The sequence below is a fragment of the Roseococcus sp. GW821-FHT12F05 genome (assembly GCF_058806835.1).
Map to the genome: position 1 here is coordinate 125,734 of NZ_JBXAQB010000002.1, position 12,079 is coordinate 137,812.

General features: G+C 71.1%; 13 protein-coding genes. 10 read left to right on the forward strand and 3 right to left on the reverse strand.

From position 1 onward, the window contains the following. The first annotated feature begins 120 nt into the window (after positions 1-120). Complete coding sequence (locus AC1ROY_RS05360) at positions 121-1,110, forward strand: hydroxyacid dehydrogenase (protein ID WP_493147558.1); 990 nt, start codon at positions 121-123, stop codon at positions 1,108-1,110. 4 nt (positions 1,111-1,114) lie between these two features. Here AC1ROY_RS05360 and AC1ROY_RS05365 read toward each other — a convergent pair whose 3' ends face one another. Continuing rightward, positions 1,115-2,518, reverse strand: a complete 1,404-nt coding sequence (locus AC1ROY_RS05365; RefSeq protein ID WP_493147559.1) for a malonyl-CoA decarboxylase — start codon at positions 2,516-2,518, stop codon at positions 1,115-1,117. Between the two features lie 59 nt (positions 2,519-2,577). Beyond that, on the reverse strand, positions 2,578-3,966 hold the full coding sequence (locus AC1ROY_RS05370; RefSeq protein WP_493147560.1) for an NAD(P)H-hydrate dehydratase: 1,389 nt from the start codon (positions 3,964-3,966) through the stop codon (positions 2,578-2,580). Between the two features lie 66 nt (positions 3,967-4,032). On the opposite strand from AC1ROY_RS05370, the gene AC1ROY_RS05375 reads away from it, so the two are divergent. The 7 genes from AC1ROY_RS05375 to AC1ROY_RS05405 all read left to right on the forward strand — a co-directional run bounded on the left by AC1ROY_RS05375 (position 4,033) and on the right by AC1ROY_RS05405 (position 8,271). After that, positions 4,033-5,370, forward strand: coding sequence for a sulfite oxidase (locus AC1ROY_RS05375; RefSeq protein WP_493147561.1), 1,338 nt, complete (start codon positions 4,033-4,035; stop codon positions 5,368-5,370). Positions 5,371-5,378: 8 nt separating this feature from the next. Next, positions 5,379-5,705 (forward strand): hypothetical protein, encoded by a 327-nt coding sequence (locus tag AC1ROY_RS05380; RefSeq protein ID WP_493147562.1) that lies wholly within the window; start codon positions 5,379-5,381, stop codon positions 5,703-5,705. A gap of 7 nt (positions 5,706-5,712) precedes the next feature. Next, positions 5,713-6,342 (forward strand): aspartate/glutamate racemase family protein, encoded by a 630-nt coding sequence (locus AC1ROY_RS05385; RefSeq protein WP_493147563.1) that lies wholly within the window; start codon positions 5,713-5,715, stop codon positions 6,340-6,342. 32 nt (positions 6,343-6,374) lie between these two features. Next, a complete protein-coding gene (parA, locus tag AC1ROY_RS05390; RefSeq protein WP_493147564.1) occupies positions 6,375-7,001 on the forward strand; it encodes a ParA family partition ATPase in 627 nt (208 codons plus the stop codon). 36 nt (positions 7,002-7,037) lie between these two features. Beyond that, the gene (locus AC1ROY_RS05395) at positions 7,038-7,469 is read left to right on the forward strand and encodes a GNAT family N-acetyltransferase (RefSeq protein WP_493147565.1); all 432 of its coding nucleotides are present in this window, start codon (positions 7,038-7,040) and stop codon (positions 7,467-7,469) included. Positions 7,470-7,577: 108 nt separating this feature from the next. Further along, a complete protein-coding gene (locus AC1ROY_RS05400) occupies positions 7,578-7,916 on the forward strand; it encodes a Lin0512 family protein (protein WP_493147566.1) in 339 nt (112 codons plus the stop codon). 13 nt (positions 7,917-7,929) lie between these two features. Next, the gene (locus AC1ROY_RS05405) at positions 7,930-8,271 is read left to right on the forward strand and encodes a Lin0512 family protein (RefSeq protein ID WP_493147567.1); all 342 of its coding nucleotides are present in this window, start codon (positions 7,930-7,932) and stop codon (positions 8,269-8,271) included. 12 nt (positions 8,272-8,283) lie between these two features. On the opposite strand, the gene AC1ROY_RS05410 is transcribed toward AC1ROY_RS05405, so the two are convergent. After that, on the reverse strand, positions 8,284-8,715 hold the full coding sequence (locus tag AC1ROY_RS05410) for a cupin domain-containing protein (protein ID WP_493147568.1): 432 nt from the start codon (positions 8,713-8,715) through the stop codon (positions 8,284-8,286). 27 nt (positions 8,716-8,742) lie between these two features. Here AC1ROY_RS05410 and AC1ROY_RS05415 point away from each other — a divergent pair, with 27 nt between their 5' ends. Both AC1ROY_RS05415 and AC1ROY_RS05420 read left to right on the forward strand, forming a co-directional pair. Then, entirely contained in the window at positions 8,743-11,034 is a 2,292-nt protein-coding gene (locus AC1ROY_RS05415) for a xanthine dehydrogenase family protein molybdopterin-binding subunit (RefSeq protein ID WP_493147569.1), read from the forward strand. Between the two features lie 88 nt (positions 11,035-11,122). Further along, on the forward strand, positions 11,123-12,076 hold the full coding sequence (locus AC1ROY_RS05420; protein ID WP_493147570.1) for a Bug family tripartite tricarboxylate transporter substrate binding protein: 954 nt from the start codon (positions 11,123-11,125) through the stop codon (positions 12,074-12,076). Positions 12,077-12,079: the final 3 nt, after the last annotated feature.

Genomic DNA, 12,079 nt, shown 5'->3' on the forward strand with positions numbered 1-12,079 from the left:
CGGAGCTTAGCCGTCAAAAGCCCCGCCGCGCGAGGGCGCTGCGAATGCGGCCCGCGCATTGCACGCTCCCGCCCGCGCGGCTACGGCTTTCATATCCCTTCCGAACCGAGGAATGCGCCCTTGCCGCTCGTCGCGCTCACCAGCCCCATCGCGCCCGCCGCCGTCGCGCTCTTGGAAGGGGCAGGCCTGCGGGTGGAGCTGCCGCCGACGCGTGGCGCAGAGGGCTTCTACGCCGTCTGCGCCGAGGCCGACGCACTGGTCGTCCGCCTGCCTCTGCCCCGCGACCTGCTGGACCGCAGCCCGAAGCTGCGCCTCGTGGCCCGCGCGGGCGTGGGCTACGACTTCATCCCGGTGGACCGCGCGACGGCGCTCGGCATCCCCGTCACCAACGTGCCCGGCGGCAATGCCGTCTCGGTCGCCGAGCACGTGATCGCGCAGATGATGGTCGCCAGCCGGCGGCTGGAGACGGCCGACCGGGTCTTCCGCACCGAGGGCTGGAAGAAGTCCATCGCCGCTTGGGACCAGGCCGTCGAGCTCTCGGGCCGCACGCTCGGAATCGTGGGGCTGGGCGCCATCGGCCGGCACCTGGCGCGCATCGCTGGGCTGGGCTTCGGCATGCGCGTGCTGGGCATGCGGCGCAGCGGCGGCGCCCTGCCTGAGGGAGTCCAGGCGGCCGATCTCGGGCGCATCTTTTCCGAGTCCGACTTCATCGTCCTCGCCTGCCCGCTCACCGAGGAGACGCGGGGACTGGCCTCGGCCGAAATGATGGGGCGGATGAAGCCCGACGCCTGGCTGATCAACGTGGCCCGCGGCGGCGTGCTGGACGAGCCGGCCCTGCGGCGCCTGCTGCATGACGGCCGCATCGGCGGCGCCGCGCTCGACGTCATGAACGAGGAGCCGCCGCCCCGGGACAGCCCGCTCTTCGAGGCGCCCAATCTGCTGCTGACGCCGCACTGGGCCGGCATGACGCCGGCCTCGGTGGAGCGCACCAACCTCGCCGCCGCCGAGGAGGTGCTGCGCGTGATGCGCGGCGAACGGCCGGTGAATGTCGTGAATCCCGAGGTCTGGGAGCACGCCCGCCATGCTGCGGCCCCTTGGGCGGGCGCCTGAGCCCTCAGCTCTTGGCGAGCTTGCGCACGCTCGTCGCCATGGAACGCTTGCCCTCGCCCGCATAGGCCTCGTGGTTGTCCTCGATGAATTCGAGGTCATAGAGGTAGTTCACCATCATGCCGGCGCTCTCGCGCATACCCTTGGGCGAGGTGTCGGCGCGCCAGTTGATCCGCTCGATCCGCGCGCCGTTGGACAGGTGGAAATGCGCCACCGGATCGGCCGCCCGCTTCTTGTTGCGGCCGGATTCCGTTGCGAGGAAGCGCGCGCACAACCGGATGAGCACGGGCTCCATCACCTTGCGCAGCTCCGGCGTCCATTCCTTGCGCGCGACCAGGAGCTGCAGCGCGGCCAGCGGCGAGGCCTCGGGCGGCACGCCGGCGGCGGCGCGGATCGCGTTGATCTCGTCCGGCGTCAGCAGCGACATGTCGCCCGCCTCCTCGCGCGCCGTCAGCCAGCGGCAGAAGCCGGGAATGGGCGAGAGCGTCGCGAAATGCTTGAGGCCGCGGAACTCCAGCCCCAGCACCTCCACCACGCGCTTGATGAGGAAGTTGCCGAAGGCGATCCCGTCCAGCCCGCGCTGGCAGTTGTTGATCGAGTAGAAGATCGCGGTGTCGGCGCCCGCGGGGTCCATCGCCTCGGTGCGCGGATCGAGCAGCGCCTGCACGGAATCGGCAAGGCCCTTCACCAGCGCGATCTCGACGAAGATCAGCGGCTCGGCCGGCATGCGCGGATGGAAGAAGGCGTAGCAGCGGCGGTCGGAATCCAGGCGGTTCTTGAGATCCTCCCAGGATTCGATGCGGTGCACCGCCTCGTAGCGGATGAGCTTTTCAAGCAGCGCGGCGGGGCTGTTCCAGTCGATCCGGCGGAGTTCGAGAAAACCCACGTCGAACCAGGAGGTCAGCAGCGTCTTGAGGTCGGCCTCCAGCGCCTGCAGCAGCGGGTCGGTCTCGGCCACGCGCAGCAGGTCCTCGCGCAGGTCGACGAGCAGCTTCATCCCGTCGGGGATGCCGGTGAACTGGGAGAGCAGCCGGATGCGCGGGCTTTCCAGCGCGCGGCGCAGCTTGACCTTGGCGGCGGCCTTGCCGGCGCCCTCCGGCGCGTCGAGCCAGGCCTTGATGGCGCCCTCGACGGCCTTGGGATCGGCGTCGAAGCCGGCCAGGGTGCGGAGGAAATGGACGCGCTCGGCCTCGGTGAAGCCGCGATAGGCAGCGGCCAGCTTCGCCGCGCGCGCACGCGCCGAGACCTCGCCGCCGCGGCCGGTGAGGCAGGCCTGCATCTGGGCCGCGACATCCTCGGGCTCGCCGCGGCTGACGACCCGCTCCGCCATGTCGCGCCAGAGGCCGGTGACGCGGCGCAGCGCGCGATCGACCAGGGTTTCAGGCGCTTCGGCAACGAGCGTATCGGCCATTTCGGTCTCCGGATTCAGGTCAGGTTAGCCGGGAAATATTCGGAAACAAAGCGCGATCCCTACATGAGGTCGCGAAAGGCGCCCGCAAGGTCCTCGGCGAGCAGGCTGGGGCCGATTTTCGCCGCCGCGGCGCCCTGAATCCAGGCGGCGGCGCAGGCGGCCTCGAAGGCGGGCATGCCCTGGGCGAGGAGCGAGGCGGCGAGGCCGGCGAGGACGTCGCCGGTACCGCCGGTGGCCAGCCAGGGCGGCGCATTGTGGTTGATGGCGGCGCGGCCGTCGGGGGACGCGATCACCGTGTCGGAGCCCTTGAGCAGGACCACGCCGCCGATGCGCCTCGCCGCCGCGCGGGTGGCGGCGAGCCGGCCCTCGCCGGTAGGGCCAAAGAGGCGCGCGAATTCGGCGGCATGCGGCGTGAGGATGGCGACGCCTTCAAGGCCCTCGGGATCGCCGGCGAAGGCGGTGAGCGCGCCGGCATCGGCGACGACATGCCGCCCGGCGGCGAGGAAGCGCGCCACGGCCTCGCGGGTCGCGGCATCGGGCGGCAGGCCGGGGCCGGCCAGGATGGTGTCGCGCCTGGCATCGGCGAGAATTGTGTCCACCAGCGCGGAGGTGCCGTCCGCCTCGACGACCAGCGCGCCGGGCTCGGCCTGCCGGTGCAGGGCAGCGCTCGCGGCGTCGGAGCAGGCCAGCGTCACGAGGCCGGCCCCGGCCCGCCGCGCTGCACGAGCTGCCAGCAAAGCGGCGCCCGTCATCTCCCGGCCGGAGATGACCGTGACATGGCCACGGCTGTGCTTGTGGCTCGCCGCGCCCGGGCGCGGCAGCGTCCAGAGCGACGGGCCGTTGGCGAAGGTCTGCGGCCGAATCGCCTCCAGCACCGAGGCGGGCAGGCCAATATCGGCCACCACCAGCTCGCCGCAGAGGTCGCGCCCAGGCAGCAGGAGATGCCCAGGCTTGGCGCGGAAGAAGGTGACCGTCAGCGCGGCCTGCGGCGCAAAGCCGCGCACGGCACCCGTCGCGCCGTCCAGGCCGGAGGGCACGTCCACCGCCACGACCGGCGCGCCACAGGCCCGCAGCGCCTCGGCGGCCGGGCCTTCGAAGTCGCGAACCAGGCCAGCGCCAAACACGGCATCCACCACGAGCCCCGCGCGCCCGGTCGCGTCCAGTCCACGCATCGGCCCGCGCCACCGCCTGGCCGCCGGCGCCGCGTCGCTCCCCTCGCGCGGCGGGGCGAGCGCCGCCATCGCCACATCCCAGCCCGCCTGCTCCAGCAGCCGGGCAACCACGTAGCCGTCGCCGCCGTTGTTCCCAGGCCCCACAAGCACCAGCGTGCGGCACGGCCGGAAGCGCTGCCGGATCGCCATCGCCACGGCGCGGCCCGCCGCTTCCATCAAGGCCGGGCCGTTGCCGGCCAGCCGGTCCGCCTCGGCCATGTCGGCGGGCGTCAGCAATTCGGAAAGGATTGCGGAGCGGGGGCGGGTCTGGGCCATATTACCGGAGATTGGGAGGATCACACGATGTCCAACAAGAGGCCCGGCAAGCCGGAGCGCTCGTTGCTTGAGCTGTACCGCGACGATCCGGAGCGCGCCGACGCCCTGGCCTGGGGCCGGCGCGGCGCCCTGCGCGGCACCGCCCTCGCCTCCATGGGCGCGACACTCGGCGCCGCCATCCCCTTTTCCGCCCGCATGCCGGCGGGCACCCTGCCCGAGCTGCTGGCCCGTCCCGCCGCCGCCCAGGGCACGTCGGCCGCCGCGCCCCAGGTCTTCCGGATGGAGGGCAAGAACGAGCTGATCCTGCTGGGCGACCGCCCGCTCGTCGCCGAGACGCCGGAGCACCAGCTCGACGAGCCCGTGACGAGCTTCCGCAACTTCTTCGTCCGCAACAACGGCCAGATGCCGGAGCCCACATCGGATCCGGATTCCTGGATGCTCACCATCGACGGCGAGGTGAACACGCCGCTGACACTGAAGCTGGGCGAGCTGCGCACGCGCTTCCCCAACGTCACGCTGCAGCTCCAGATGGAGTGCGGCGGCAATGGCCGCGGCGCCTACGCGCCGCAGACGCGCGGCAACCAGTGGGGCAACGGCGCCATCGCCAATGCCGAATGGACCGGCGTGCGGCTGCGCGACGTGCTGAACGTGGCCGGCCTCAAGCCCAGCGCCATCTACACCGGCCATTTCGGCGCCGACCCGCATCTCTCCGGCGCCACCGACCGCCAGGCCATCAACCGCGGCATGCGCATCGCCAAGGCGATGGACGAGGACACCATCCTCGCCTTCCGCATGAACGGCGCGGCCATCCCGCACATCCACGGCGCACCGCTCAGGCTCATCACGCCGGGCTGGCCGGGCAGCTTCAGCCAGAAATGGCTCACCCGCATCTGGATCCGCGACAAGGTGCATGACGGCGCGGGCATGGGCGGCACCAGCTACCGTGTGCCGGTGAAGCCCATCATCCCCGGCAGCAACGACAACGGCGCCAGCTTCGCCGAGCTCGAGAGCATGCCGGTGCGCGCCATCCTTTCCTCGCATGCGCATGGCACGCGGCTTCCGGCCGGCACGCGCAGCCTCGACCTGCGCGGCGCCGCCTGGGCGGGCGACCTCACCGCCAAGGCCGTGCATGCCAGCGTCGATTTCGGCGCGACCTGGGTGGAGATGCAGGTCTCCGCCCCCGCGAACTGCCACGCCTGGCAGCGCTGGCAGGGCCGCGTGACCCTGCCCTCGGACGGCTATTTCGAGGTGTGGTACCGCGCCACCGACAGTGAGGGCCGCATGCAGCCGCACGCCGCCGCCAACTGGAACCCGCAGGGCTATTCGGCGAACCCGATCAGCCGCGCCGCGATCCTGGTGGGTTGATGCGGTCCATGCTGCTGGCGCTCGCCATGGCCCTCCCCCTGGCCGGCGGCGCGGCCCTCGCGCAGACCGCGCCCGAGCCGGAGGACCCTTCCATCCTGCCCGCCGGCGACGGGCAGGAGGAGACCTTCTACGCCTGCACCGCCTGCCACAGCACCGCGATCATCCGGCGCAGCGCCTTCAACCGCGAGCAGTGGGACGGGCTCATGGACTGGATGGTCGAGAAGCAGGGCATGAACCCGCTGGAAGCAGCCGAGCGCCGGCAGATCGTGGACTATCTCGCGCAGCATTTCGGCCCGCGCCATCAGCCGCGCGGCCGCAATCCCTTCCTGAACTGAAGCGCGCGTGCCCATCACCATCGCCTGCCTGCACACGGCGGAGAGCAACGCGATGCTCTTCGATTCGGCCGCCGCCGCCCTGCCCGGCGGCGCGCTGCGGCTGACCCACAAGGTCCGCGCCGACCTGCTGCGCGAGCCCACGCCCGAGGTGCTGAACGAGGCCGCCGTGCTGCTGCGCGACCTGGCCTGGCACGCCGATGCCGTGCTGCTCACCTGCTCCACCATCGGCGCCGCGGCCGAGCAGGCGCAGGACGCGCCGAAGCCCGTGATCCGCGCCGACGGCGCGCTGGCCGAGGCCGCGACGCGCGCCGGCGGCACCGTCCACGTCCTCTACGCCGCGCCGACCACGCGCGAGCCCACGCGCCGGCTCTTCGAGGCCTCGGCGAAGGCGCATGGCGCGAGGCTGGTCATGCACATGGTCCATGGCGCCTGGCCGCTCTTCCAGGCCGGCGAGCTCCGCGCCTATCTCGGCCGCATCGCCTCCGCGGCCGAGGGGCTGGAGGGCCGCGTGGTGCTGGCCCAGGCCTCGATGGCGCCGGCCGCGGCGCTGATGCCGGGCCATCCGCCGCTGACGGTGCCGGGCATCGGCGTGATGGCCGCCGCACGAGCGGCCGTACAGGCGCGAAAAGCAGGCTAAGCTCGGCTTTCCGAATCGCAGGAGACCCTGCCTTGGCCGTCATCATCGCCGTCGCGCAGCAAAAGGGCGGCGCGGGAAAGTCCACCCTCGCCGCCAACCTCGCCGTCGCCCTTGGGGCGGGGGGCAAGAAGGTCGTGCTGCTCGACACCGACCCGCAGCAGAGCCTGGTCCGCTGGTACGGGCTGCGAGCCGAGGGCACCGCGCCGATCGGCTTCGAGGCGCCCTCCGGCTGGCGGCTCAGCGGCGCCATCGACCGGCATCGCAAGGACGCCGACTACGTGGTGCTCGACACGCCGCCCCATGCCGACACGGATGCCCGCATCGCCGTGCGCGCGGCCGATCTCGTGCTGATCCCGCTGCAGCCCTCCCTGCCCGACCTCTGGGCCGCCGAGGCCACCATCAAGCTCGCCGAGGACGAGAAGCGGCCCTACCGCATCGTGCTGAACCGGATGCCGCCCACGGGACGGCTGCGCGACGTGGTGACGGCGGAGCTCGCCCGCCGCAAGGCACCGGTCATGAAGGAGACTCTGGGCAACCGCTCCGCCTTCGCGACCGCCTTCGCGCTGGGCCTCGGCGTCACCGAGAGCAGCCCGCGCAGCGCCGCCGCCGAGGAGGTGAAGGCGCTGGCCTCTTCCCTCCGGAAGCTGAAGACCCAATAACTCCTTCATGACTTGTCCCATCAGGAGGCGCGTCGCGTGACGGACGCCCCCAAGCTCACCATCAGCGACGACGACTATCCCGAGCTGGAGGCGGTTGCCGCCATCCAGCGCGGCCTGCACTCCTACAACCAGGAGCGCGGCGGCCCCTACGACCGCGAGCCGGTCACGGTGCTGGCGCGCGACGAGGAGGAGGTGGTGAAGGGCGGGCTGCTGGGGCTGACCTACTGGAACTGGCTCTTCATCGACTGGCTGTGGCTCTCGCCCGGCGTGCGCGGCAAGGGCCTCGGCACGGAGCTGCTGACGCGGGCGGAGGCGATCGCGCGGGGCCGCGGCTGCACGGACGCCTATACCGACACCTTCAGCTTCCACGCGCCGAACTTCTGGCAGCGCAACGGCTGGATCGAGGCGGGACGTCTGGACGGCATGCCGCCGGGGCATTCGCGGATCTGGTACCGGAAGAAGCTGTAGCGCCGATCCGTCCGCATCGGAGCCGGGCGTGACACGGCAGGTCGAGACTCATTACCCTCCGCTCCGGGCCATCTCTCCATGGCTGGCACAGCCTCCGAAGGAACGATCATGGCGCTCAAGCGCATGGTGCTCGAAATTGGCATGGGCACGGATATCCGCGGCACCGACTACACCAAGGCCGCCGTCCGCGCGCTGCGCGACGCGCTCTGGCACAACTCCCTGACGATCGGGGCCGCGGTGGACCAGCCCGTCGACGCGATGCAGGTCGAGGTCCTGATCGGGGTGCCGAAGCCGGACCAGGTCGACAAGGCCGAGATCCTGGCCGTCCTGCCGCACGGCACCGGCACCGTGACCGTCGTCGAAGGCGGGCTGGAGATCCCCAATGACGAAGGCACCAGCATCACCGTCATGGCCAATTGCTGCGCGATCGTGCGGCTCGACATCTGAGGAGCGCCGGATCATGGCCTTGAAGCGCATCATCCTGGAGATGGGCAGCGGCAACGACCTGCATGGCGGGGACTACACCAAGGCGGCGCTGCGCGCGGTGCAGGACGCGCTGCACCACTCGTCCCTGGCCTTCATCCGCACCCTCGGCCTGGATATCCGGACCATGCAGGTGGAAGTCACGATCGGCGTCCAGCGGCCCGACAGGGTCGATATCGAGGCCGTCCGGACATCGCTGCCCTATGGCGTCGTGACCGCCAGGGCGGTGAAGGGCGGCCTGGACGTGCCGCAGGAGGACAACCACGACATGGCCGTGATCGCATCCGCGGCCATCGCCGTCCGCTTCGATCTCCCCTGAACGTCTTCGGCTCTATCGGGGTTTGACGGCCTCGGATCGCTCGGGCGGCATATGGACGGCGAGCCAGACGGTCTCCCGCTCCGGCGTCGTCCAGGCGACCCGATGCCGGCATCCGGCCGGCAGGATCGCGTAGTCCCCCGCCTCCAGGCGGCGCTCGCCGCCATCCGCAAAAGCCAGCACAGCGGCGCCGGAGACCAGCAGCACGAACTCGTCCCAACCCTGCTCGTACCAGAAGTCCGGCGGGCTGCTGGCGCCCCGCGAGAGGATCCGCTCCACCCGCGCGCCTCCAGGCGCGGCCAGAAGGTCGAGGAGGCACTCCTCCCCATCGCCCGGGCGGGGGCCGCCTTCCGCCAGCCGGCCAAAGACAGGTGCTTCCTTCTCGGGGCCGTCGTCCCGGCAGGATTTTGCAGTGCACAACTTGCTCATTCCGTCATCGACCAACATCTTTCTCCTGGTAGCAGGATGACACGAATGGACATGGGTTTCGGGCGCTTCGGCAGCGGACGGGCGGTGCGGCGGGTCGAGGACCGGGCATTGCTTGCCGGCGAAGGCCAGTTCACCGGGGATTTCGCGCCCGAGGGCGAGGTCCATCTGATCTTCCTGCGCTCGCCGCACGCCCATGCCCGGATCGTCTCGATCGACACGGCACCGGCGCTGGAGGTGCCCGGCGTGCTGGCGGTCGTCACCGGCGCGGAGCTGGTGGCAGCCGGCGTGAAGCCGATGACCGCCTCCGTGCCCTTCAAGCGCCCCGACGGATCGCCGCTCCAGGCCGAGCCGCAGACCCTGCTCGCGACCGGCGCGGTCCGCTTCGTGGGCGAGCCCATCGCGGCCGTGATCGCCGAGACCATGGCCGCCGCGCGCGATGGCGCCGACGCCATCTGGGTCGAGTATGACGAGCTGCCTTCGGTCACCGTCATCGCGAAGGCCGCCGGGGACCCGGCCCGTATCGTGGCGCAGACCCGCTACGGCGATGCCGCTACGGCGCAGGCCGGCTTCGATAAGGCCGCGCATGTCGTCTCGGTGGAGATCGCCAACCAGCGCCTGGCGCCAGCGCCGATGGAGCCGCGCGTCGTGCTCGCGGAGAACGACGCCACCACCGGCCGGCTGACGGTGCGGCTGAGCAGCCAGATGCCCTCGACGGCGCGCGACCAGCTGACCGACCTGCTGGGTCTCGAGAAGGGCATCGTGCGCGTGGTCATCGGCGATGTCGGCGGCGGCTTCGGCATGAAGACCAACCTCTATCCCGAGGACGCCGTGGTCGCCTTCGCGGCCCGCAAGCTAGGCCGCCCCGTCAAATGGGCCGCCACCCGCATCGAGGACTTTTTGTCTGCGGTGCACGGCCGCGATGTCGAGAGCCGCGCCGAGATGGCGCTGGATGCCGAGGGCAAGGTGCTGGCGCTGCGCGTCCGGAGCCTCGCCAATGTCGGCGCCTATCCGCGCAATTCCGGGATCGCGATCCAGCTGCTGGTCGGCCCCTGGGTCTCCACCAGCATCTACGACATCCAGACCATCGACTTCAGCTTCACGGCGCTGATGACCAACACCGCCCCCACCGGCGCCTATCGCGGCGCGGGGCGGCCGGAGGCGATCTACATCATCGAGCGGCTGATGGACGTGGCCGCCCGCAGGATGGGGCTGGACCCGGCCGAGCTGCGCCGGCGCAACATGATCAGCCCGGACCAGATGCCCTACCGGAACGCCATGGGGCAGCTCTACGACAGCGGCGCCTTCGCGCAGATGCTGGAGCAGGGACTGAAGCTCGCCGACTGGGACGGCTACGAGGCGCGCGCCGCCGCCTCGGCTGTCAGGGGAAAGCTGCGCGGGCGCGGCATTGCGACCTTCCTGGAATGGACCGGCGGCAACGCGCTGGAGGAGCGGGTGACCGTCGCCGTGAAGGGCGACGGCGGCATCGAGATCTACGCCACCACCCAGCAGATGGGCCAGGGCATCGGCACCTCCTACGCCCAGCTCGCGGTCGATGCCTTCGACGTGCCGATCGAGAAGATCACCGTGATCTTCGGCGATTCCGACCGCGGCACCGGCTTCGGCAGCGCCGGCTCGCGCTCGCTCTTCACCGCGGGCTCGGCGGTCAGCGTGGCCTCGGGCAAGGCGGTGGACCAGGGCAAGGAGCTCGCGGCCGAGGCGATGGAGGTCGCCGCCGCGGACCTGGAGTACCAGGCGGGCGTCTTCCGCGTCGTGGGAACGGACAAGGAGATCGGCCTCTTCGAGGTCGCGGCGCAGCAGCCGGAGGGGCGGATCTTCATCGATTCCACCACCAAGGTGGACGGCCCCACCTGGCCCAACGGCTGCCATGTCTGCGAGGTCGAGATCGATCGCGAGACCGGCGAGATCGACGTCGCCTCCTACGTCTCGGTCAACGATGCCGGGCGCGTGGTGAACCCGATGATCGTCGAGGGCCAGATCCAGGGCGGCGCGCTGCAGGGGCTGGGACAGGCGATCTTCGAGCAGGTGGTCTACGACCCCGAGAGCGGCCAGCCCCTCAGCGCCAGCTTCCAGGACTACTGCATGCCGCGGGCCGACGTGCTGCCGGCCGGCTATGTGACGGCGCTGGACCAGTCGGTGCCGTGCCGGACCAACCCGCTGGGCGTGAAGGGCGTGGGCGAGCTGGGGACCATCGGCGCCACGCCGGCGCTGGTGAACGCCGTCGCCGACGCGCTGGCGCGGCAGGGACGCCTGGGCCAGGCCGACACGCTGCAGATGCCGCTGACGCCGCCGAAGGTCTGGGCGCTGCTGGAGGGGTAGATTCGGCCCCTGCCGCCGACGCCGCATTCGTATAATCTCTCCGCGCGACCGGCCGCAGATGCCGGCGGGAACTGCGGAGGAAACGGCGATGAAGGTCAACAGGCGATGCCTTCTGGCGGGCGTGGCGGCAACGCTGGCCGCGCCGGCGGTGCGGGCGGAAACCTGGCCCAACCGGCCGATCCGCCTCGTCATCCCCTTCCCTCCCGGTGGCGGGACGGACATCTGCGGCCGCATCCTCGGCGCTAAGCTGGGCGAGGTCGTCGGGCAGCCGGTGGTCGTCGACAACCGCGCCGGCGCGGGCAGCATGATCGGCACGCGCGCGGTCGGGCAATCGGCGGCCGACGGCTACACGCTGCTCTTCAACGGAACCTCCTCCATCGTGCGGGACGGCTTCGATCCGCGGTCCGTCGTCCATCACGTCGCGCGGGCCGCGATCACGCACAACATCCTCGTGGTGAACCGGACGATTCCCGTCTCGGATGTGCCGGCGTTCATCGCCTATCTCCGGGCGCGGCCGGGGCAGGTGAATCACGGCACGGCCGGCCCGCTGACATCGCAGCACCTCGCGGCGGTCATGTTCGACCTGCTGGCCGGCACGAGGATGGAGAACGTGCACTATCGCGGCACCGGCCCTTCGATCGCGGGCATCCTGGGGAACGAGGTGCAGGTGATGTTCGGCTCGCTCAGTGCCGTGCTCCCGCTGGTGCAGGAAGGGCAGCTCAAGGCCCTGGCGACGGCTTCCGCACGGAAATCGATCGTCCTGCCGGCCCTGCCGACGATGAGCGAGTTCCTCCCCGGCTACGCGGCCGAGCTGACCTATTCCTTCTGCACGCCGAACGGCACGCCGGCGCCGATCGAGCAGCGTCTGGAGGAGGCGGTGCGGCGTGTCCTGGAGGACGGGAACACGGTCCGCACCATGGCTTCGAATGGATTCGAGCCGTACTTCGAAAGCGGGGAAAGCCTGACCACGTCCATCGACAGCGACATGCGCCGGTGGTCGGAGATCCTGCAGCAGGCCGGGATCCGGCTGGATCAACTGTAGCCC